20 protein-coding genes are annotated in these 23,215 nt (G+C 49.1%); 14 read left to right on the top strand and 6 right to left on the bottom strand.

All coding sequences use genetic code 11. From position 1 onward, the window contains the following. The first annotated feature begins 1 nt into the window (after position 1). From tolR to greA, 9 genes are all read left to right on the top strand, one after another. On the top strand, positions 2–436 hold the full coding sequence (gene tolR / locus RIG61_00670; protein ID MEQ9617670.1) for a protein TolR: 435 nt from the start codon (positions 2–4) through the stop codon (positions 434–436). Between the two features lie 16 nt (positions 437–452). After that, positions 453–1,586, top strand: a complete 1,134-nt coding sequence (tolA, locus tag RIG61_00665; protein ID MEQ9617669.1) for a cell envelope integrity protein TolA — start codon at positions 453–455, stop codon at positions 1,584–1,586. A 58-nt stretch (positions 1,587–1,644) separates the two neighbouring features. Beyond that, positions 1,645–2,271 carry a histidine phosphatase family protein gene (locus tag RIG61_00660; protein MEQ9617668.1) on the top strand — a complete coding sequence of 209 codons (627 nt, stop codon included), beginning with the start codon at positions 1,645–1,647 and terminating at the stop codon, positions 2,269–2,271. A gap of 92 nt (positions 2,272–2,363) precedes the next feature. After that, positions 2,364–4,046, top strand: coding sequence for an arginine--tRNA ligase (gene argS / locus RIG61_00655; GenBank protein MEQ9617667.1), 1,683 nt, complete (start codon positions 2,364–2,366; stop codon positions 4,044–4,046). 2 nt (positions 4,047–4,048) lie between these two features. Then, positions 4,049–4,792: an SPOR domain-containing protein gene (locus RIG61_00650; GenBank protein MEQ9617666.1), complete on the top strand. Its 744-nt coding sequence runs from the start codon at positions 4,049–4,051 to the stop codon at positions 4,790–4,792. Positions 4,793–4,834: 42 nt separating this feature from the next. Beyond that, positions 4,835–6,310: an SPOR domain-containing protein gene (locus RIG61_00645; protein ID MEQ9617665.1), complete on the top strand. Its 1,476-nt coding sequence runs from the start codon at positions 4,835–4,837 to the stop codon at positions 6,308–6,310. 125 nt (positions 6,311–6,435) lie between these two features. Beyond that, on the top strand, positions 6,436–7,161 hold the full coding sequence (locus tag RIG61_00640; GenBank protein MEQ9617664.1) for a CDP-alcohol phosphatidyltransferase family protein: 726 nt from the start codon (positions 6,436–6,438) through the stop codon (positions 7,159–7,161). 247 nt (positions 7,162–7,408) lie between these two features. Then, positions 7,409–10,600, top strand: coding sequence for a carbamoyl-phosphate synthase large subunit (gene carB, locus RIG61_00635; protein MEQ9617663.1), 3,192 nt, complete (start codon positions 7,409–7,411; stop codon positions 10,598–10,600). 106 nt (positions 10,601–10,706) lie between these two features. Beyond that, entirely contained in the window at positions 10,707–11,183 is a 477-nt protein-coding gene (gene greA / locus RIG61_00630) for a transcription elongation factor GreA (protein MEQ9617662.1), read from the top strand. Between the two features lie 32 nt (positions 11,184–11,215). Here greA and RIG61_00625 read toward each other — a convergent pair whose 3' ends face one another. The 5 genes from RIG61_00625 to RIG61_00605 all read right to left on the bottom strand — a co-directional run bounded on the left by RIG61_00625 (position 11,216) and on the right by RIG61_00605 (position 15,562). Beyond that, positions 11,216–12,292, bottom strand: coding sequence for a hypothetical protein (locus tag RIG61_00625; protein ID MEQ9617661.1), 1,077 nt, complete (start codon positions 12,290–12,292; stop codon positions 11,216–11,218). A 3-nt stretch (positions 12,293–12,295) separates the two neighbouring features. Beyond that, positions 12,296–13,099, bottom strand: a complete 804-nt coding sequence (locus RIG61_00620; GenBank protein ID MEQ9617660.1) for an ABC transporter permease — start codon at positions 13,097–13,099, stop codon at positions 12,296–12,298. 33 nt (positions 13,100–13,132) lie between these two features. Next, positions 13,133–14,077, bottom strand: a complete 945-nt coding sequence (locus RIG61_00615; protein MEQ9617659.1) for an ABC transporter ATP-binding protein — start codon at positions 14,075–14,077, stop codon at positions 13,133–13,135. Positions 14,078–14,182: 105 nt separating this feature from the next. Continuing rightward, complete coding sequence (locus RIG61_00610; GenBank protein ID MEQ9617658.1) at positions 14,183–14,779, bottom strand: type II secretion system protein; 597 nt, start codon at positions 14,777–14,779, stop codon at positions 14,183–14,185. A 201-nt stretch (positions 14,780–14,980) separates the two neighbouring features. Continuing rightward, complete coding sequence (locus RIG61_00605) at positions 14,981–15,562, bottom strand: prepilin-type N-terminal cleavage/methylation domain-containing protein (protein ID MEQ9617657.1); 582 nt, start codon at positions 15,560–15,562, stop codon at positions 14,981–14,983. Between the two features lie 339 nt (positions 15,563–15,901). Here RIG61_00605 and RIG61_00600 point away from each other — a divergent pair, with 339 nt between their 5' ends. From RIG61_00600 to RIG61_00590, 3 genes are all read left to right on the top strand, one after another. Beyond that, complete coding sequence (locus tag RIG61_00600; GenBank protein ID MEQ9617656.1) at positions 15,902–16,432, top strand: hypothetical protein; 531 nt, start codon at positions 15,902–15,904, stop codon at positions 16,430–16,432. Between the two features lie 46 nt (positions 16,433–16,478). Then, positions 16,479–17,492, top strand: a complete 1,014-nt coding sequence (locus tag RIG61_00595) for a tetratricopeptide repeat protein (GenBank protein MEQ9617655.1) — start codon at positions 16,479–16,481, stop codon at positions 17,490–17,492. A gap of 140 nt (positions 17,493–17,632) precedes the next feature. After that, entirely contained in the window at positions 17,633–17,956 is a 324-nt protein-coding gene (locus RIG61_00590; protein MEQ9617654.1) for a hypothetical protein, read from the top strand. Between the two features lie 23 nt (positions 17,957–17,979). Here the strand turns inward: RIG61_00590 and RIG61_00585 are convergent, their stop codons facing one another. Further along, a complete protein-coding gene (locus RIG61_00585) occupies positions 17,980–18,780 on the bottom strand; it encodes a biotin--[acetyl-CoA-carboxylase] ligase (protein ID MEQ9617653.1) in 801 nt (266 codons plus the stop codon). A gap of 185 nt (positions 18,781–18,965) precedes the next feature. Here RIG61_00585 and RIG61_00580 point away from each other — a divergent pair, with 185 nt between their 5' ends. Both RIG61_00580 and RIG61_00575 read left to right on the top strand, forming a co-directional pair. Next, entirely contained in the window at positions 18,966–19,388 is a 423-nt protein-coding gene (locus RIG61_00580; GenBank protein ID MEQ9617652.1) for a hypothetical protein, read from the top strand. A 198-nt stretch (positions 19,389–19,586) separates the two neighbouring features. Continuing rightward, the gene (locus RIG61_00575; protein MEQ9617651.1) at positions 19,587–23,213 is read left to right on the top strand and encodes a hypothetical protein; all 3,627 of its coding nucleotides are present in this window, start codon (positions 19,587–19,589) and stop codon (positions 23,211–23,213) included. The last annotated feature ends 2 nt before the right edge of the window (positions 23,214–23,215 follow it).

Raw genomic sequence — 23,215 nt, 5'->3', positions numbered from 1 at the left:
AATGGGAATGCAGACCAATAAAGAAGGTCGCTCTGTAATGTCGGAGATAAACGTCACTCCGTTTGTCGATGTGATGCTTGTTCTCCTTGTGATATTCATGGTTACGACCCCGATTCTTTATCAGGGCGTGGACGTAAACCTGCCCAAGACGGAGTCAAAACCGATGCCCTCCATTGACCGTGAGAGGAAGGTCGTTGTTACTCTTAACGAGGCCGGTGAAATTTTTATAGAAAAAGAGCGGTATACGCCTGATGAGCTCAGAATCGAGATCAGAAAACTCGTTTCCGACAGAGGCCGTGATATAAGGAATGAAGAGGTTTTTCTCAGGGCCGATTCCAGCGTTTCTTACGGCACGGTTATGGAAGTAATGTCGGAGATAAGAAACGCAGGAGTAAACAAGCTCGGGCTCATAACGGAGCCTGTACCGAAACAGTAATCAGAGGTCAGGGGAAATGAAGCCTGTGAATAAAGACAGTTCGAAAGAGTCGTCATTTTGGGGAATGTTTTTTTCAATAACGCTCCATGCGACAGTCCTTATATTAGTCCTCTTTTGGGGATTCAGCGGGAAATCCAACCTTAGTAACTCAAACGGCCCTATTGAGGTTTCACTCTCCGGGCTGCCCGGCGGGTCCGGAGGCGAGAAGAGGGAAAAACCGCCTCAGGCCGGAACCCCCCCGGAGCAGCTGAAAGAGGCGAAACCTGAAAAAACGGAGCCGGAAGAGCCAGAGCCCGAAAAAGTGGAAAAGAAAGAACAGGTCAAAGCCCCCCCTCCCGAGCCTGTAAAAAAGGACCCTCCTAAAGAACCGGAAAAAGAGGAAGAGAAAAAGGTTGAGGTAAAAAAGGAAGAGCCGAAAAAGGAAGAACCTGAGAAAGAAGAGCCGAAAAAAGAACCTGAAGTTGAGGAGAAGCCGAAGGTAGCTGAGAAAGAGCCTGAGAAAAAAGAAGTAATTCCGCTTGAGACTGAAAAGAAAGAGGAAAAGCCAGAACCGGAAAAGAAAAAAGAGGTCGCTAAGAAGCCCGAACCTACAGAGAAGCCCGCACAGGAGAAGAAAGAGGTTGCTCAAAAAAAGAATCTGGAGGGCGAAAAGAAAAGGGTGCTGCAGGACATTCAGAGGCAAAAGGTGCTCGAGAATTTGAAGAAAGGCGGCGACGAAGGCCCACGAATCGAGCAGGAGGAAATAGGCGAGGAGCGAAGGCTCGCCATGGCCGACAGCATGGATATGCCGGAAAGCCCCGGCGAGGGTCCCGGGGAGTCGGGGGGGAGCTCGGGCGGCGGCTCGTCGACAAATCCCGTATTGATTCAGTTATATACAAACAAGGTGCATCAGAGGATAAGCCGTAACTGGAGAATCCCCCCGGGCGTACCGACAGACGGCAGCCTCGTCTCTCTTATATTTTTCAAGGTGGACGAGAGGGGCAAGGTATATGATGTGAGGGTAAACAAGTCCTCCGGCAATTCCGCTTTTGATCAATTTTGTGTTGATGCCATCTATAAATCGGCCCCGCTTCCTGCACCTCCGTCTGAATTCGCGGATGAGGCTAAAAACAAGGGAGTCCTGGTTCCTTTCAGGAACGAGCCCTTTTAATCGATTTTCATTTAGTTTCTGTTATGACGTTTATGAACTTTGATCTGGAGATTTGCGAATGAATTTGATTCTCGTGCGGCACGGAGAGACGGACTGGAACAGGACAGGCAGGTGTCAGGGTATAGCGGACATAGAGCTTAATGATAACGGCAGGAAGCAGGTAAGGGAGCTGGGCGAGTCACTTAAAAATCACGATATAGCTGCCGTCTATTCGAGCAATCTCCTGAGGGCGCTTGAAACCGCGCGAGAGATTGCGAGGCATCACGGTATTTGCGTAACTATTGACGAGGACCTGAGGGAAATGAACCAGGGGGAGCTCGAAGGCCTCATGTTCTCCGAGATAAGGGAGAGATATGCCCATGTGCTCAAGGAGTGGAGAGAGAGTCCCGAGACCCTGATACTCCCCGACGGGGAGTCGCTTCTTCAGGTCGAGCAGAGGGCCTGGAAGGCCTTCGAGAAGGTGCACAGGCGGCACGCCGGCGAAACCGTCGTCGTCGTTAGCCACAACCTTACTATTACTTTACTCCTGTGCAAGATCACGGGAGTTGGGCTCAAAGGGTTTCGTAACTTTAACCTCCAGGCGGCATGCAAAAATATAATAGTTTCAAAAAATGGCAATATACGGGTTGATGTCCTCAACGACGTTTCTCACCTTTCTCCCGTCGAATCAATTCCCGAATTCTAGCTTATGGTTTTTATCCCGTGGGTATGGCTGCATGGGGGAACCGGGTTTCTTGTAACTCCCGACAATATGTGGTGTAATTTCCTTATAAAATTATGAAAGAAGACATTCAAAAGGTAGTTCGTGAATCGGTAAAAAGTCTCGGCAAGAAAATAAATATCAAGGATTTCCCGTCTGAAATCGAGGTCGGTATACCTAAACGGAGGGAATTCGGCGATTTCTCCGTCAACACGGCTATGGTTCTGGCCAAGAGCATGGGCGAGAATCCACGCCGTGTCGCGGAGCTTATTATAGAAAACCTGCCCGGAGAAAAAGACGCTCTCTTCAAGAAGGTCGAGATAGCGGGCGCCGGGTTTATCAATTTCTTCGTAAAAGAAGAAGCCATAGTTCATAAGCTCGAGGATATAAACCGTCTGGGCGAAAAGTACGGATTCTCCGGTCTCGGAAAGGGCGAGAAGGTGCTGGTCGAGTACGTAAGCGCCAATCCGACGGGCTATCTTCACATGGGGCATGCGAGGAACGCCGTCGTAGGTGATACGATTTCGAATATTCTGTCCGCGTCCGGCTACGAGGTAAGCAGGGAATTCTACATCAATGACGCGGGCAGGCAGATGGATCTCCTCGGCGAATCGGTTCTGGCGAGATACCGCGAGATGCACGGTCTTGATTGGCATATCCCGGAGGACGGGTATAAGGGGGATTACGTTAAGGAGATAGCGTCAAAGATCAAGTCTGAGAAGGGCGACTCCCTTATTAACGAATGCTCGGAGCCCGAGGCGCGTGAATTCTCAAGGGAGTTCGGAAGGGAGATACTGCTCGAATTTATTAAGGAAGATTTAGAGGGTATCGGTGTAATATTCGATGAGTGGTACGGAGAAAGGGATAATATTCACCGGCTTTCAGATGGAAATGACAGCGGCAGCAAGCTCGATGAAGCGAGGGAGATGCTCAGTCAAAAAGGAGCTCTTGAGGAGCGGGACGGAGCGCTCTGGTTCATGGCCACGCGGTTCGGGGATTCTCAGGACTGGGTGCTGGTAAAAAGCGACGGCAGCCCTACATACTTCCTTTCGGATATTGCCTACCATGTGGACAAATTTGAAAGGGGTTTTGAATCCCTCATAAATATATGGGGCGCCGACCACCACGGTCATGTTGCCCGCCTCAAAGCCGCTCTGAACGCGCTTGGTTTTCAAGACGAGCGCTTCAAAGTAGTGTTGATACAGTTCGTAAGACTCATGAGAAAGGGAGAGGAGGTCTCGATGTCCAAAAGGGCCGGAAGTTATGTAACGATGAGGGATGTCGTCAACGAAGTGGGCCCCGACGTGATGCGTTTCTTTTTACTAATGCGGAGCTCTGAAAGCCATCTGGACTTCGATCTCGATCTTGCGAAGAGGGAATCAAGCGATAATCCGGTCTATTACATTCAATACGCCTACGCCAGGATAAAGAGCCTCTTTCGGAAAGCAAAGAAAGAGGAGCTGTTCGACTCCATTGATTCGATTAACCTGCTTACTCAACCCGAAGAGATAGAACTCATAAAAAAACTCCTTCTTTATCCCGAGACAGTCGAGGAATGCGCCCTTTCGCTCGCGCCTCACAAGCTGGCCTTTTTCCTTCAGGAAGTAGCTTCCGACTTTCATTCCTATTACAATAAATTCAGGATTGTGGGCGAGGACCGGAATCTCGGCAAGGCAAGGCTTTTTCTGGTCAGATGCGTGGAGACCGTTCTCAGTAACGGACTAAAGCTGCTCGGAATAACAGCCCCCGAGAGGATGTGAATATGAGCAACAGACCAAGAACTGATAAGGCCCGGGTAGTGAAGGTGTTTATCGCTTTCATGGTGCTTTTTATAATTGTTTTCAGCCTGGGTGTGTTTGTGGGCAAGGGGCTCAGGAAAGAAGAAATACGGATCGCAACAAAGTTTCAGGAGCGGGAACAACCCGTGCCCGAGATTCCCTTTGAAGAAGATGAAGAACCGGAGCCGGAATCTGTTATAGCATATAGCGATAGCGACACCGATAGTGAGAAGGAGAACGGACTCGAGGAAGAAGCGCCCGAACCTTCCCCTTCCCCTGAGGCGACACCCCGGCCCGAGGTCGGCAAATCCGATGTTCGGGAAGCGGCTCCGCCCGATAAAGCTGTTTCACCTCCCGAGGCCGAGACCGAAGCCCGTCTTGCCGAGATAACCGAAGAAATCAGGCGGGAGAGAGAGAGGGAGAGGACGGAGTCTGAGCAAAAGGGCCGTACCGGCGATGTAGCTCTCCCGCCCATTGACCCCAAAGGCCTGTACACGGTTCAGATAGGATCATTTCAAAATCAGAAGCAGGCAAATTCCCTTGCAAGCTCGCTTAAATCAAAAGGCTACCCCGTATTCATTAAAGCCATGACTACTCCGGATAACGAAAACTGGTACAGGGTCAGGGTCGGAACTTTCGGCGATATAGAGACAGCGAAAAAGTACGGCGAAGGTTTGAAAACTATGGAGCCCGCGGTGAATCTGGTTTTTATCACGGTGAATAATTAAAAGAATTCTGCTGATTATAATTTTTACAAACAGGCCGGGATGATGATTGAAAAGAAAAAATATCAGACTGTTGCTTTCTTTTCGGCTTTTATAACTATTTTCATATTCGCTATCTCTTTCTGCGCGGCGGCCTCAGACACTCTAAACGGTGTACATGTAATCGAATTTAACTTGAAGGAAGGCGTGGTCAAGCTGTATTTACCAGACGATATGGCTGCGGGCGATACTATATCGGCCTCGATAGGGGTTTTTCCCAAGGGGACCTCGAGCGAGGAAAAAATCAGTAATACAAGGGCCTTGAACGGCTATATTATCGAGACGAGTTATGTAAGCGCCCCTGTCGGCCAGAAAACGTTCAAGATGGACATCCCCAGGAACACCGCCGGAAGCTCTATTAAATTCGCCCTTAAAGACGGCTCCATGAGGGAGCTTTCAAACTCCAGGATTCCAGTCGGTCTTTCCGCGCCGGGGTCGGGAAGGGGCGGGATGCCCACCCCCTTTGACTATCAGTGTCCCCTTGTGGGACAGGCCGGCAGGTTCGTAGAGATCAGGGGGCCTTTTGACGGGGACTTCGCTACAACGGACTTCCGGATCGGGAGTAAAAAGCCGCCTGTCCTTGCCGAATCGCCCCGGAAGCTCGTTTTCGAGACTCCGGTAGATATAGTCGGCTCAGTGGACCTCGTGTTAAAGGAGCGCGAGGTGGTTGTTAAAAGGCCGTTTACGTGCCTTCAGGTCGTAAAAATCGGGGAGGGAGGGGCGGTCCCCGTAAGCCGTCTCGATCGTGAAAGATCGATAGTAGAGGATGAGTCTCCGGCGAAAAGCGAAACAGCACCGTCTCCCGGTACGATTCAGAAGCTGGAGTTCGAGAGCATCAAGGCCGAGCAGACCCTGTCAACGGTGGATGAGGCCGGCGCGGCCCCCGTTTCAGCGTCCGTTACGGAGAATAACGAGAAAAGACTTATCATAGCAAGACAAATGGGCTCCCGGTTTCACGCGAGCGCAGTCCCTTCAGGGCAGGCTTCAATAACAGAAGAGGAGCAATCGACTCCGCCCGGGGAAATTGATACGGCGATTAAGCTCGAAGACGAATCGGATGAATTAGCTGTAGGAGCGGTTACCGAATCTCGTGAATCCATGAAAAATGGCGGCCAGGATACTCCGGCGCTCGATGGGAGGGATTCCAAAGGCCTGATTATCCAGGCTCAACTCGCAGCTTCCTTTACGCCTGTCGCCCCTGAAAAGGGCCCTGGCACGCTGAGTCTTTCCGGGGTCAAGGGCGGTTTTACTGTTCAGGTCGCTTCAGTTAAAAACGAGGAGGATGCGCGCACGCTGGCCCGGAAACTGGGTCTAAAGGGTTATCCTGTATTCGTAGTTACGGCGGATATTCCCGGCAGGGGCAGGTGGTACAGGGTGAGGGTCGGCAGTTTCAGCACCAGAAAAGAGGCGAGTATATACGGTAATAGCTTGCGCGAGAAAGAGCCCCTCGTTAAGTCTGTTTTTACAGCCGAAAGTGACTAGGCCGCCAGTTTTCCCAAGGTCTTTTTTTACCCGTTTCATGAAAATTCCGGTTATCTTGCCTGGGAGTGCTAAAACTGATATTGTTATTGCCGGCTCGGCTAGCATGTGAGAGCGGAGAAATTGTCATGACTCACCCCGAAGAAATCAGAGAGAGGTCCAAAAACAAGAAAGGCCCCGAATCCACTAAACTTTTAGGGAGCGGTATCAAAATGTGGTGGCTTATGCTTATGCTCCCTATCGAGGATTATCTTCTGAAAATCAAAATCCATCCCAATGTGCTTACGGTTTCGACTCTCGTCGTAGGCGCGATTACGGGAGTTTTTTACCATTTCGGATGGATTTTCGCGGGAGGAATACTCGTTCTCGCAGGGTCGACGTTCGATATCTTTGACGGGCGTGTAGCCCGTGCTCAGGGTTTAAACAGTGAGCACGGAGCGTTCTTCGATTCCTGCCTCGACAGATTCGCCGAGGCCTTCATCTATCTGGGCCTCCTTAGCCTTTATCAGGGTACGATATTTTCCTATATTGTCTTCCTGATCCTGGTTTCCACAACGATGGTTAGCTATACAAGGGCGAGGGCCGAGGGGCTGGGCGTAAAATGTGAAGTCGGAATGATGCAAAGAACGGAGAGGGTGGTTTATCTCGGTGTCCTCTCTGTTTTCAATTTCCTCGGGAACCTGATCGCCGAAGGGCTCGGTTACCCTCCTCAGGACTACCTGCTCAAGCTTGCGCTCTTGATAATGCTTGTTTTCTCAACCTATACCGCCCTGGAGAGAATGTTTCACGTCATGGGCGAGCTGAAAAGAAGGGACGAAGACTTAAAGAGCATTGAATCCGAAAACGAGAATTGAAATATAGTAATTTTCCCCCCGGCAACCCGGCATTGTATATTGAGATTTTTCATTTTTCGTTGAAGTCCCGCCTCGTATATACCATCCTATCTCTCCCATCCGAAGGGGTATATTCTATTTGCTAGATTATAAATTCACAGGTATAAATCAATGGCTTTTAGTTCGGGGCAATCGGCTCAAAATATCACTTTTTGCGCTCCCCGAATCGCGTAACCAATACTTTGATACCGTTTAAACTGATCAATCGATGCCGAAAAGAGAAGATATAAAGACTATACTGTTGATCGGCTCGGGCCCTATAGTTATAGGTCAGGCCTGCGAGTTCGACTATTCGGGAACGCAGGCCTGCAAAGCGCTCAGGGAAGAGGGATTTAAAATTGTTCTGGTAAACAGCAACCCCGCCACAATAATGACCGATCCCTCGTTTGCCGACCGGACCTATATCGAGCCCCTGGTTCCTGAAATCGTGGAAAAAATAATCGAGAAGGAAAGGCCCGACGCTCTCCTGCCGACTCTCGGAGGCCAGACCGCGCTTAACTTGGCTGTGGATCTCGCCGAGTCGGGAGTGCTCGATAAATACGGTGTCGAGCTTATAGGGGCTAGGCTCCCCGCGATAAAAAAGGCGGAAGACAGGAAGCTCTTCAAGGAAGCGATGCTGAAGATGGGGCTTGATGTCCCCCAAAGCGGCATCGCCCGCTCGATGGACGAGGCTTGGCAGGTTGTGGAGGATATAGGATTTCCGGTTATTATCCGCCCCTCCTTCACCCTCGGCGGCTCAGGGGGCAGCGTCGCGTATAACAGAGAGGAGTTTCGCGAGTTTGCGAAATCAGGCCTGGACTTAAGCCCTGTGACCGAGATTTTAATCGAGGAATCCGTGCTCGGATGGAAGGAATATGAGCTTGAAGTTATGCGGGACGGTATGGACAATGTGGTCATAATCTGCTCGATTGAGAACTTCGACCCGATGGGCGTTCACACGGGGGACAGCATAACGGTCGCCCCCTCCCAGACACTCACGGACAAGGAATATCAGAAGATGAGGGATGCCTCTATCGCGATCATCAGGGAGATAGGCGTCGATACGGGCGGTTCAAACATACAGTTCGGGCTTAACCCCGAGGACGGGCGCATGGTTGTAATCGAGATGAATCCGAGGGTTTCCCGAAGCTCGGCGCTCGCCTCGAAGGCGACAGGGTTCCCCATCGCAAAGATCGCTGCGAAGCTCGCTGTCGGCTACACGCTCGATGAAATTTCTAACGACATTACAAAATATACGCCGGCCTCCTTTGAGCCCACCATCGATTACGTCGTTGTAAAAATACCCAGATTCACTTTTGAGAAATTCCCCCAGACCGATTTTTCGCTCACGACTCAAATGAAATCCGTAGGCGAGGTAATGGCGATAGGGAGGACTTTCAAGGAATCCCTGCAGAAGGCCGTGAGATCGCTCGAAATTGATTCTTCAGGCTTCGAGCCGAAAAGCAGCGATGTCGTGCTTATAAAGGAAAAGCTCAGGACGCCTAATTCCGAAAGACTCTGGTACCTGGCGGACGCTTTCAGGCGCGGAATAGATATCGAGGAAATATATACTCTGACCCGTATCGACAGATGGTTCCTCCGCAATGTGGAGCAAATTGTTCGGATGGAAGAGGAGCTTAAATCCTCTTCAGAGCCCCTTGACGCCCATGCTCTCAGGCGGGCAAAGGAATACGGGTTTTCCGATATAAGAATCTCCGATCTCATCGGGGCTTCCGAGGACAATATCCGGGAATTAAGACAGGAAGATAAAATCGAACCCGTTTATAAAATGGTCGATACATGCGCTGCGGAGTTCGAGGCGTACACGCCCTATCTGTACTCGACTTTTGAAAGCGAGAATGAAGCGCCGCCTACGGATGAGCGTAAGGTGGTTATTCTGGGAGGGGGACCGAACAGGATAGGCCAGGGTATTGAGTTTGATTACTGCTGCGTCCATGCCTCCTATTCTCTAAAGGAAGAAGGCTACGAAGCAATAATGATAAACTGCAACCCCGAGACAGTAAGCACAGATTACGACACCTCGGACAGGCTCTATTTTGAGCCGCTCACCTTGGAGGATACGCTTTCCATCATAAGGAGGGAGAACCCCGAAGGGGTGATCGTTCACCTGGGCGGTCAGACCCCCCTCAAGCTCGCTATCCCGCTTGAGGAGCGCGGCGTTAGAATCATAGGCACCTCCCCTGACAGCATTGACCTCGCCGAAGACAGGGAGAGGTTCCGGGGGCTTATCGAGAAACTGGGGCTGAAACAGCCGGATAGCGGAATAGCCAGGAGCGAGGAAGAGGCGCTTGATATTGCCCGCAAAGTTAGTTATCCGATTGTGGTGAGGCCTTCCTACGTCCTGGGAGGGCGCGCTATGGAGATTGTATATACCGAGGAATCCCTCAAAAGGTATATAAGAGAGGCTGTACAGGTTTCCCCCAACCATCCCGTTCTGATAGACAAGTTCCTCAAGGACGCAAAAGAGGTTGATGTGGACGCCATATCCGACGGCAAAACGGTCGTGGTCGGCGGCCTGCTTGAGCACATCGAGGAAGCGGGAGTGCATTCCGGTGACAGCGCCATGGTGCTTCCGCCTTATTCCATAGAAGATTCCATCGTGAGTGAGATCAAGCGCCAGACTAAAGAACTGGCCCTTGCGCTTGATGTGAAGGGGCTGATGAACATACAGTTTGCCGTAAAGGACGGCCTGGTCTACATACTTGAGGTCAACCCCAGGGCGAGCCGCACGGTTCCATTTGTAAGTAAAGCCATAGGGGTGCCTCTTGCCAAGCTCGGAACCAAAATTATGATAGGAAAGACACTGGAGGAGCTCGGATTTACGGAAGAGATAGTCCCCGGGCACATATGCGTAAAGGAGTCCGTATTTCCATTCATCAAGTTTCAGGGAGTCGATACGATTCTGGGACCGGAGATGAAGTCAACGGGCGAAGTCATGGGTATAGATTCGGAAATCCGTATGGCTTTCGCCAAAGCGCAGATCGCAGCCGGCAACAATATTCCGCTTTCCGGGACCGCATTCATAAGTGTCAAAGACGAGGATAAACCGAAGATCCCGGAATTCGCGAAAAAACTCCGCGAGCTCGGATTCAAGATTATGGCTACAGCGGGCACGGCGGCTTATCTCGACAGCATCGGGGTAAATTGCACGTTGGTAAAAAAGGTCAAGGAAGGCCGTCCCCATGTGGTGGACCATATTAAAAACGGTGATGTTCAGCTTGTGTTTAACACCACTTTCGGGGAAACTGAAGTTGCTCAGTCCTATTCGATCAGAAGAACCGCGCTCATCCACAGAGTACCCTACTTTACCACTATCTCGGCCGCAGACGCTGTCACGGGAGCAATAGAAGTCCTCATAAAAGAAGGCCTGGAAGTAAAGGCGATTCAGGACTATTATTAGTTTCTGTAGAGTGCATTTGCAGGTAGAATTAATATATATATATATGATTTATTCGGCAAGTTAAGCAATCTTACTACTTTCCTATCAATAGCAGGAGGAAATTTGCATGTCAACCGACAGAGTGCCGATGACACCCAACGGGTATAAGAAGCTCAAGGAAGAACTGCGCAGGCTCAAAACAGTTGAAAGACCCGCGGTTATTAAAATGATCGAATATGCCAGGTCGCTTGGAGATCTTTCCGAGAACGCCGAGTATGAGACGGCTAAGGACAGGCAGTCTTTCGTCGAGGGCAGGATTCAGGAACTTGAGAGCAAGATCGGAAGGGCGGAAATCATAGACCCTGCGTCGTTAAAAGATAAGGACAGGGTAACGTTCGGGGTAAAAGTCAAGCTCGAGAATCTGGAAACGGGCGAAACCGTGAGTTATCAGCTGGTGGGGCCCGATGAATCGGAGCCCGAGAACGGCCTTATCTCGATCACGTCGCCGATAGGAAGGGCACTCATAGGCAAACGGGTGGACGACGATGTCGAGGTACAGGCCCCCGGAGGAGTTAGGGAGTTCGTCGTTCTGGATATAGCCTGATTTATTAGCCCAATCCCGCGCGGAACCGGCGTCTAATCAATCTCGACTCCGGATTTCACCTTTCCCGTCTCCGGGTTATATATGTATTCCACCCCCAGGGGATGAACCGGAGTCTCCCCGGTTGTCTCGGAGTCGACATACTCCTCAAGCTCCTTTAAATCTTTCGGGTACTCTCCGTATCTCTTCATAAACCTCACCGATTTGGCGTTAAGGAAGGCGAGGTCATGTTTTATTTGCTCTTTCGCCAGAACGGAATTCCTTACCGCCTTTATCCTTGGGGCTATCATGAATTTGCCGCCCACCGGAGACTCGGGAATCCCGTCTTCGATAAAACCTGTATTGACCAGTTCATCGATTGTAGAGGGGAGCTTTCCGTAAGTTTTTATGTATTCTCTCAATCCGGCGGTTAATTCGCTCTCCATAGCCATTGTATCGATCTCCTTCAGCTTCGCCAGAGCAAAATTCCTTCTCCCCTCGCTCGGACTGGTTTCATAAATTATCTCCCAAATCCTTGTTGAAAGCTCCGTGTTTCCGCCCTTGGCGTGAGCCGACGCGGCCATTCCCGCTATGGAAGCCTTTCTTAAAGGGGATACCCCGGGTTTTTCGGACGCTTCTCTAAAGAGACCAGCCGCTTTTTCATAGTCCTTCGGATAGAAATAATATATAAACGCCTCTTCGAGAGGCAGTCGATAATTCGACGGATTATTTAATCTCCCCTTATCGAGCAGCTCTATTCCCTTTTGAGTTTCACCTAGACCGAAAGGCGGCGGCTCGGCGAGAAACGTCCCCCCGTATCTGTAGGCGTTAACGAACCCGGGATCAAGATCGGTGATTATATCGAAGTAGTGATAGAGCAGTTCCGGGTCCTGTTCCTCAAGGTCCTTGCTGCCGAAGTACTGAAGCGCCCTCAGCCAGTATATGTCCGCAAGCAGCTCGTGGTAGCCGAGCGAGAGCTTTTTCAGGGTCGAGGACGATAGATAGAGACTCTCCTCCACCGACCGGAATTTCCCTCTCATGTTGTCGATTTTTATCTGAAACGGGACCGAGACTATTATTAGTAATACTAATATTGCAAGCAGGACTAACGTTTTATCCTTGTTCCGGGCCATTTGTTATTTAAACTCTTTCCTCTCGAATATAATTATGGAGAGTATGAGGAGCGTGAGTGTGTATATAACCGCGTAAGCCGTCGTATATATGATTAACTCCGGGTCGATAGTCCCTCCGTAGACCGCTTCGCTTCTCACGTCGAATTTCTCCAGATTAGGTATTGTTCGGTATATGATCTCCGAGAGAAATTTGGTCGTCGGGTGTTTGATCTCTTCCGCAAAAAGCCTTATATCGCTTGAAAAGCGTCCGATAGCTATGACGAAAAAAGTGAAAAGAGCGCTGAGCACGGGCGTGGTGAAGCTCGAAAAAACCAGCGCTACCCCGATGATTACGAGGAATTCCAGGTACTGAAAATATACGGCGTTAAAGAACTCGGCGTAAAAGTGTCCGCCGTAATAGAAATTAATAAGACCCTCGTATCTTATCTCTATGTACAGGACCATAAGAAAAAGTATCAGCCCCATTCCGAGCGTAATAACGAAGAGTGTTATTCCGAGGCCCAGGTATTTCCCGAGTATGAATTCGTACCGCTTCACCGGTTTGGAAAAGATATTGTAAACGGTTTTTTTCTCTACTTCCTTATAGACAAGTCCGATTCCCAGAAATACGGAAATCAGAATGCCTATTACGGAAATAGCTGTGAGTCCCAAATCCTTTACAATCTTGTTGTATTGCTCTGCCGATATACTGGCAAAGACAAGCGAGCTCACTATCATAAGTATCGCGAATAATACGAGGCTGTAGAGAACCCTGTCTCTGATCGCCTCTATAAACGTATTATGAGCCACACTTAATATTTTTCTCATCGTTCATCAGTTATTGATTCTCTGAAATCCGGATTACGGCTCCGCACCTTCCTTTCCCTTTCTGGCTTCCTCCACAAAAAGCCCTTCGAGGGATTTCCTTAGCGGGTGAAGTGAAACGATTTCAGCGGACGTCTGCGCAATCGCCTGAATGACCTTTCTTTTATTTTCCTCATCGAACTTAATCACCGTATATCCGGCCCTGTTCTCGAGCTCGACACTCAACCCTCTAACGCTATCCTTTATCTCCTGGCCTGATCCCTCAAGGAGCATCTCGTAATCCGTATCTATTTCCTTAAGCAGCTCCCCTATGTCGCCGATCTTTATCACCCTGCCGCCCATGATAATTCCCACCCTGTCACAGAGGGCCTCCACGTCCGAGAGCATGTGTGAGCTCAAGAGGATCGTTTTCCCCTTGCGTTTTTCTTCGAGTATCAGGTCTTTGACTTCCCTCCTTCCAATGGGGTCGAGCCCGCTCATCGGTTCGTCGAGAATTATGAATTCGGGGTCGTTTACGAGCGCCTGAGCTATTCCTATTCTCTGAAGCATCCCTTTTGAGTACTTTCTCATCTGGGTGCCTTTTGCGTGAGACATTCTTACTTTTTCGAGAAGCTCCTCAGTCCTCTCTCTAAGGATTTTTCGCTTCAGTCCGTGAAGCTCTCCCATATAGAAGAGCAGCTCTTCCCCGGTGAGGTAGTCGTAAAAATAGGGGTTTTCCGGCAGATAACCGATTTTACGCTTCAGTTCGACGTGGCCGAGGTTTCTGCCCGACATCTCTACTTCCCCCTCGGTAGGCGTAACAAAACCCAGTATCGATTTAAAGGTAGTGGTTTTACCCGCGCCGTTCGGTCCCACGAACCCGAATATTTCTCCCTCGTTTACCGTGAAGGAGACATTTTTCAGCACGCGGGTTTTTTTGCCCAGGAAGCCGGTCTTGTAGTCTTTAACCAGATCGTTTACGCGGAGCATTGTTTCTGACATTAGAGGACATCTAAATATATGTTAATCGATGCCTTGAGGCAATATTTATTGTTTAATAGGGTTGATTGCAAGCTTGATAATTCTAATTTTCGAAATAAAAACCCGTCACTCGCAATCGGGGTCGTTGCGGCCGGATTCAAACGCCCCGCTCTCCCCTTTATTCCGGGTCGTAACGGTGCATTTTATAACTTTATCGGCGAAAGCCGAGAAATCCTTCCTCCCGTTAACCCTCGCGTTTGTCATGGACGCCTCCCACCCGAAGTCTCCCACGAGGGACAGATCATCGTTTTCGGCGTCGCTGCTCCACGCCACGCAATAACCGGCCTTGGGGTCTGCGCAGCTTGCGGCGCTCGCGGGACTGCCGTCGTTTATAACGGCGGTCTCAAACGTTATGTCTATCAGGGCATCTTCCGGATCGTTAGTCCCCGAGGGGTCCCGCAGGGTTCCGGCAGTGCCGAGAGAGCCTATCAGGTTTGTAAAATCCCTCTCGCCGTCATCGTCCAGGTCCTGCTCAAAATACTCATACTCGGCGTCCTTTAAGGTTTGGAGGGCTTTTCGCGCATTCACTTCATTGGCGGAGATACGGGCTTTTAAAAGATTCGGGACAGCTATCGCAAGCAGAATGCCTATAATAGCCGCAACCACAAGCAGCTCGATCAGCGTAAATCCGTTCTGAAACTTTATTTTGCCCAGTTGCGTCATCAGTACACACCTGCTTAATTATAATCCTTAAATACGATGAGCGTGCCGAAGATTCCAAATAACCGCGCTGAGTAGCCTAAGTATTTTTTTATGGAAAATTTGATCAAATATTATTTTACTTGATAATAAAGTTAAAACGGCGGGTTTAAGCCCGCCGTTTTAGTAAATGGTCTATTCTAAGCTAGCTACTGATATTATTTACTAGTCACAGGCGCCGGTAGTACGGTCGGAATTAAAGGTGCCGGGATCGCCGGAGGCCGACGCTCCTGTTACCGTACACCTTATAACGCCGTCCCCGTAAACCGAGAAGTCTTTTCTGCCTGTTTTACGAAAACTTGTCATCGAGGCTTCCCATCCGAAGTCGTCGAGGTTGTCCGCGGCCGCTCCGACGGTGGCTGCGTCCCAGCCCACGCAGTATCCTGCCTTTGAGTCTGCACAAGCAGCGGTACCCGCAGCATCGCCTGCGTCAGCGCCGGTAAAGCTGCTGTCTATCAGGGCGTCCTCTTCATTGCCGGTACCTTCAGGGTCACGCAGAGTAGCTATGTTGCCCGTATAGTTTCTCTCGCCGTCATCATTCAGGTCCTGCTCGAAATACTCGCCTTCGGCGTCCCTCAGGGTCTGCATGGCCTTTCTCGCGTTTGCCTCGTTGGCTGAAATTCTTGCCTTAATCAGGTTAGGTATTGCGATAGCCAGCAGGATACCTATGATCGCCGCTACGACTAAAAGCTCGATCAGGGTAAAACCTTTCTCGCCTTTTCTTGATTTATTCAAATTTCTTAACATATTAAAACCTCCTCATGAATTTTGAGTTTCGTATTAAATTAAATGCAAAACACGTGCCATATTGTAGTGATTTTACGCTTGTATTTGTAACCGAATGAAAAGACTGAATATTTTGCAATTTCATAGAATCCTGCTCTCAATATAAGGCATCCTGAAGGTTGCCGGAATTGAGTATGTGTGACAAAAAATGTCACATCAATGACATTGTATGACAATTAATTTTAGAAATATAAAATTTTTTAGAAAGGATGTATTGCGTGTTTTAAGGATTTAATGTTTATCAAATCACCGAAGTATGATATTTTATAATACTCATTCATTCAGGAGGCGGTTAAAAACATGCGCAGACAATATTGTGTATCTTTGATTTTTCTTATTCTCGTTATTGCAGGCTCCGTACTTATCACGGGGTGTACGAACGTTAAAACTACATCCTACTTCACTCCGACAAAGACCAAGCTGAAAGAGTTCCAGGCTATTCAGTTCGAGACATTCGAAACGCAGATTGAGGATTTCCCCAAGGAGGCTCTCACCAAGGTGCCCGACCAGGCGGCCGAGCTCCTTGCGTCCAGGAACAAGTTCAAAGAGGTAAAGTACGGGGAGATTGAAAATATTCCTGCGGAGGATACTCTCGTGCTGCTCGGCGAGATAAGCGAGTACAGGCCGAGTTCCGACATCACATTTGAAGGCGGGGGGCTTAAATTCGGGGAGGTTTCGATCGCCCTCAAACTGGCTTTGGTCAACAAAGCTACCGGGGATGAGATATCCACGGGTGAGGTAAGCGGTTTTAGCTCTATGGGTTTTATGGCCAAGGACATTTACCAGAGCCTGGCGGAAGAGATTGTAAAATATATAATTGAAGGTTACTAAAATTATATTTATCCTTTCATGGTTCAAATTCAATAGGGAGGAAGTGATGAGAAATCTGAAATTTAGTCTCATATTGTTGTGTTTGTTTGTAGGAACATCAGGGTTAATTAGCAGTGGTGCCGCCGCTCAGAATGAATCGGGCGCGGCCGGTTATTACAAAGAGGGAAGGCAGGCGTTTCTCAAGTTTACGCCGGAGGGTTTTGAAAAGGCTATATCGCTCTACAACCAGGCTGTCAGCGCCGACCCGAATTACGCGCCCGCTTACGCGGGTCTTGCGGAGGTATATTCTTTTATGGGCTGGTACAGGTATAACGTAAAGGAAGATTACGAAAAGTATTATAATGATTCTTATGCCAATATGGTGAAGGCTCTTCAGCTCGGACCCAACCTCAAAGAAACTCAAGTCGCTCTGGCTTACAGCTATCTTCATCTGAGCCGTGAAAAGGAAGCGGTACTCGAGGCCAGGAAGGTTCTGGCCGAAGACCCGAATAACGCCGAGGCTCTTTATGTTTTGTGGTCGGCCCTCGGCGAAAACCCAGATTCCCCGGAAATAAGAAAAGTGCTTGAGCTTAACCGGACTTACATTCCCGCCTACATTGGTTTGGGAACAGCCCTTTTCTTCAAGAAGAGGGCCTACGGGCAGGCGGCTCAGCTTTACAAAGAGGCCTCGGAAATCGCTCCTTCCGCGCAGATTCATAACTACATCGGCACAGCGCTCAGAACCCAGGGACAGTATAACGCCGCTATCGCCGAATATCAGAAGGCTATCGAGCTTAATCCGAATTACGCGCCCGCCCACATGAATCTCGGAATCACATACTTTTACCTGAATAAATACAACGAGAATATTGAGAGACAGAAAAAGGCCATCTCCCTAAATCCGAATTATCCCGACACATACTTCTTTATGGCCCAGGGTTATGAAGGATCGAATAATCCTCAGCAGGCTATTATATATTATAAAAAGTTCCTCGACTTATCGGTCGAGCAGGGGGAGTACGCTGGTTATGTCGAAACAGCCAAGCAAAGATTGTCGGCTCTGGGAGGAGGGAGCCAGTAGGCCGGACGCGGGGCTCTGTCCGGGATTGTAGGCTCGGCGTCAGGTCCCGGCTGATAATCTCTCCTGTAAATAGCGGGACAGTTTTTTATCCGCCACGGAATACGATGCTCAATTGGTTATAGGATTTGCCGGTTTGAGATATGCATAAAGAAGCTCGCAGGTCGGATTCGATCGGTTTAACCTTCGGCATGGAGTCCAGCGCCAGTCTCTGGAATATTATATTCGAGGGGTTCGATCAGGAAGTCGTGCTCGTTTCAAAATTTGCGGGTAAAGACCCTGAAGCGGTAAAGTTTCTTTATAAATTCGCGCTGATTCTAGAGGGAAAATATAAGAGCTGCAGGGTGGAGCCCACGGCTTACGGGATTAAAATAAAAAAATCGCTTCCTCAGAACGATTTTTCTCTGATAAGCGAGTGGACAGGGCTCATGGAAAGTATAAGGGACGAGATGGCTAAATGCGTTTGAGATTAATAGGCTCGACCTTGTAGCTAAATTACGGTTACATCCCCCGCAATTACCTTCACCGTGTTCTCTTCATCCGTTTTAACCAGCAGGTGTCCGTCCCCGTCGATTCCCACAGCCGTTCCCTCATATGTATTTTTGTCCTCAGTGTGTACCCTTACCCTCCGGTTTTGCCCTCCCCATCTATCGGTCCATTCCTTCAATATGAAAGGCTTGCCGCGCCTGGCGAAGCTTTTATACCAGATTTCTATCTCTGCCAGCATGTCCGCGGTGAACTTTGCCCGCTCAATGTCTTTTCCCAGGTTTTCTTTTACGGAGGTCGCAACCCTCGACGCTTCCCTCATTTCGGAATTTATTTGAGCCCTCGTCATATTGATGTTCACCCCTATGCCCAATATGACAAAATCGACCGATTCGCCTTTCGACCGCATCTCCGTCAATACCCCTGCTACTTTCCTGCCGCCGATCTGCACATCATTCGGCCATTTAATGACAGGCTTTTCGACCCCGGTCTTCTTCAGGGTCTCGACTAGCGCAATCGAAGCGAGGAGGGTCAACAGCGGCGACTCACCGGGGGGCATCGACGGGCGAAGCAGTATTGATATATACAGATTTACGCCTGGGGGCGAGATCCACTTTCGCTCCAGCCTTCCCCTCCCGCGCGTCTGCGTATCGGCAATCACGGCCGTCCCTTCTGAAGCGCCGTTTTCAGCCAGCTTTGCCAAAACGCTGTTGGTAGAGTCCGCCTCGTCGTAGTAATGTATGACCTTCCCTATGTTCTCTGTCCTGAGAAGGCCGTTTAATTTCCGCATCATTACCGAAGTCATCGCAGTGTTCCCCTGATTTAGCTATTTCCTCGTTAATTCTAACTGTTTTCAAGATGTTGTAGAATGATGCGGCTAACAGCCCGGGCTCACGTAAAGTGCGTACCATGTGGAATATTGGTGAACAGTCACTATACTATATTGAGCAGGTTCCGGCGAATAAAATTCAGTAAGGAAGGATATGTGATATGGGAATAAGATTTATTTTTAGGATTTTTACAGTAATGGTTGTTACGCTTTTATGCGTCGCCTATTCTTCTGACGGGGCAGCTGATACAAGCGTCCCTGAGGGTAAAGGCGATCCGGCAGTACTCGAAGTCAGCATCAAAGACGTGGTCGATAACCCAAGGGAGTACAACGGAAAGCAGGTAGCTCTTGAGGGCCGGGTGAAGAAAGTCGAATATACCAAATCAAGCAAGGGCGAGCCGTTCACGCTGTTCAAATTAAAAGACGGGGACAACAACGAAGTAAACGTTTACTACGAGGACGAGCACCTTCCCATATCCAAAGGCGATTCGGTTAAAATCATGGGAAAATTCAGGAAGCAAAAGAGCTACTTGTTCTATAAAATCGAAAATGTCATAAAGGCCCGGACTGTCGAATCGATTTAAGCCGTCGGTAAAATGCGGCTTTTTTTTAGGTCCTGCGCAATTCTTCTGATTATCGGGCGGGCGGCCTAATTGCGCTTTTAAAATTAACTTTCCTCATATAATATTTTTGATATGACCCTCATCAGAAACGGGTTTCTGCGATTACTCCTCATCATACTCATAGTAATTTGCGTAATTCTTGTTTCTCTTAATATTTTTTTGAATATCAAGCTCACAAAAAGCGCGCCGCTTTACCTGGAGAAATTCTCAAACAGCATAGGCTATGATTTAAAATTTGAGTCGGTAAAACTCGACATGTTGTTCCGGCTGAGCTTAAACGGAGTAAAGCTCACAGACCCTTCTGACACCGAGAACCCTCCTGTGTTAATAAACAGCATAATCGTCGAGCCGCGGATTTTCTCTTCTCTTTTCAATCGTAAGGTAAATCTCGAAGAAATTATTATTGAAAATCCCGTTATCAAGTATGACAGCGAGGACGCTCGGAAGCTGCTCAAAGCTTTTAAGAAAGGGGAGCAGGGAGGGGATAAGCCGCCCGCGGTCACGATAGAGCGGATCAAGCTCGAAGATGCGCGTTTTGAACTCGGTCCGGATTTTACCGTCTTGTCGAGAGAAATGGAGATTCTCATCTCAGACGCGGGTTCGGAATGGCCCGGCAGAGTGGACTTCGAGGGCGGATTGACAATTAAGGAAAATGAGCTGGGCGTTCAGGGCGGGGTGAGCTTACTGCCTGAAGAGACTACCGGAAACCTGAAAATATCCCTCGACAGGCTTAAAACGGATTCGTTCCCGGGTTCGGTAAAAATACCCCGTCACATCGAGGGTGTTTCCGAATTGGAATTCAGGGTTTCAGAGGACATCAACGTGGGAGGAAATATCGTTTTAATGGCGGAAACGGAGCGATTGGACGGCCCGCTTGCGGCAATAAACTATGAATTGAGATATGATCCAACCGGGAATACGGCGTTTGTAAATGCCCTCAAATTCGAATTACTAGATACACTCGAAGGAGAATTCACCGGGACTGTAGAGGAAGTGACGGGAAGTACAATTTTCAATTTGAACGGCAGCGCCGCGACCGAGAGCCTGAAAGAAATAGTTAAGTGGGTGCCTGAAATAAATGAAAACGAGCTTGCGGGCAGCCTCTATTCCGATGACCTCAGAATTACGGGATCAAGAAAGGATCAGGACATAAGTTTAAGGGGGAAGATTACCCTAGACCGCGTGAACTTCGCCGATAAAGACGACGGCGTCAAAGTTAAGGACCTGTCTTGCGGATTAAACATTGAGCAGGGTCTCGCAAAGAAATCTGACTACTCGTTCTCATCTTGGGGAGACTGCGCTCTCGGAACCTTTTACTGGGACGAGCTGGGGGAGGTGGACGGCGTATCGGGTAATGTCGAGATTAAGCCTGAAGAGGAAGGGAGCGGCTACCGTATATCGCTCTCAAAACTGGACGGACGCTACATGGACGGCCGCGTGCACGGGAGTCTGGACATAATCCCTGCGGCAAATGGTATAGAAATCGGGGGTAGGCTGAGCGGGGAAAATCTCAATCTGAAAAAGGCGCCCAAGAATATCCTTCCCTTTAACATGGAGGGCGATGCTCGGCAGGTAAGCGCCGATTTTAAAGGAAGATCGGGCAATTATGACGCCGGTATTACATTTGCCGTGAACGATTTTCTCCTGAGGTCGGACAGGGGAAGGGAATTTAAAATCTCGAAGGTTTCTTCAGGGGAGGTCGTCCGGTTTGAATATATCTCGGCGGAAGAGGGCGAAGATAAGGACGCGGGCTCGTCCGCTGAGCAGCAAAAGAGAATTATAATCAGCGACAAGGGGCTTGATTACGAAGACCTGTCTTCCGGGGAATATCATATCAGGAGCGGAAAAGTGAGTGAGCTGATCTTTTCATTGAATATTGGAGGGGACTGGAGCCTGATAATGAACTCTAGAGGGTCGGGATTCGAGGTTATCGGAAAAGAGATAGGTCTCGACAGATTTAAGGAACACCTCGAGATCGAAAACAGCGGTAAACAGGGATTCAGCGGCATGATAGACGGTCAGGGCGGCAGGTTCAAAAGCGTGAATTTCCCGATGCTTTCGGCTGAGTACGTGTTTAAGGGTGATTCGCTTGATATTAATAAACTCTCGGCGGAGATAGGTACGATAGGTGAGTTCAGGACCGACGAGCTCCTGGTCGGATTCGGGGGGCAAAACGGCGGGTATCCCTATCGGATAGGGTTTGATGACGGGAGCTTTACCGCCTTCGATGACAAATTGAAATCCGCTGGAATAAAGGGGGTATTTATTTTGCATGATCCTGAGCGCGGCAGTACCGAGTGGGAGGGAGAAGTCTCAATAAAGAATTCCGATATCTTCTCGACGCCCCTTACGGACTTGAGCTTCGGGCTGCTCCCTTACTCGGAGGGCATCAAGTTGACGGATATATCCGGTAATTTTCTGGACGGCGATTTGATAGGCAAAGTCGATATACTCACCTCCCAACCCGGGACAGGTATCGTTACCGACCTTTCTCTTCACGGCGCTTCCGTTAAGTCGGGAGATTCGCAGATCAGTTTGAGCAGGTCGGATTTTTATTTCTCGGGAACCCTGCCGGATGGTTCTCTTCCAGCAGGAAAGGGAAAATTGGAATTAAAAGAGATCAGCCTGGGCGATAAGGATGCGGATTCCACTATCGACGGAGCCGTAGAATTCAGGACTGCCGGTGAAACCTTATCTATAGATAATGGGTTTATAGGTAATAAGGAGAGCGGAGAAATAGTGTTTTCAGGAGAAATGAAAAATTCGTTGAGTGAAGAGAGAAGGCTTGAGTTAGCTTTTCCGGGAGTTGCGCTTTCCAGTGCTGTTACGTTGCTTAGGCCCTTTATGCCGCAGGATTTTAGAAACGGTCAGGCCTCCGGGGTCGCTGACCTCCGTTTGGAGCTCCGCAATCTTTTCAGTCCCGGAAGCTCCTGGGGCGGGGATATAACATTTAACGGCGCTTCGTACTCGCTCTTTATCGGCGGGGCCGATCTTTTCGTGCGCGACATAAACGGAACTATAAGATTGAAAGAGCAGGCAGAGTCTGAAAATGCCCTTGCCTCCATCCTGGGTGACGATCTGGAATTCGACAAAAAGGTTTACAGGAAATATTTCAGCACGCTCAAAGAAGCCCGAACCGGCCCCTATGTGGATTACCTGAAAATAGGCGAAATAGAGTACGGGATACTGAAATTCGAGGATGTTGAATGCGAGCTTGAGGTGGACAGGGAAAAACTCAATCTGGAGAGACTTAAATCCAGGTTCTTCCTCGGAACACTCTACGGGACCGGCATTCTTAATTTCGAGAGCCCCGGCGTCGATTATAATTTTTCCTTTTTATTTAACGACGTGAGTCTCGAGGGAATTTCTAAAAGGCTCTCTTCCATAAAGGATTATATTACGGGCAGGGTAAACGGTCTTATCTGGCTCAGCGGAGAAGGGGCGGAGTTGGGCACCATCGACGGGCCCTTTGAGTTCTGGGTTGTTAAATCGGACAAAGAGGCCAGGGTGATTGGAAAAGCCCTTCTCGATCAGCTGGGAGCCAAAGAAAGGTTCATTCTCGGATCGACACGCAGTTATGATAATGGGGAGATTTCAGGTTATATTAAAGACGGAGTTATTACATTTCAAACGCTGGATATTTCCAACACGATTTTGGGATATAAAAATCTGTCTATACAGGCGGACCCGATAAGAAATTCCATATCCATATCCCATCTGGTTTCGGTGATTAGAGAGATAGCCAGAAGATCGAGGTCCGGTGGGCCCACGATTGAAACGAATTGAGG

The sequence above is a fragment of the Deltaproteobacteria bacterium genome (assembly GCA_040223695.1).
Lineage (GTDB): Bacteria > Desulfobacterota_D > UBA1144 > Nemesobacterales > UBA2774 > JAVKFU01.
Note: the sequence above shows the minus strand (reverse complement) of the source record. Positions and strands in the feature narration are given on the sequence as shown.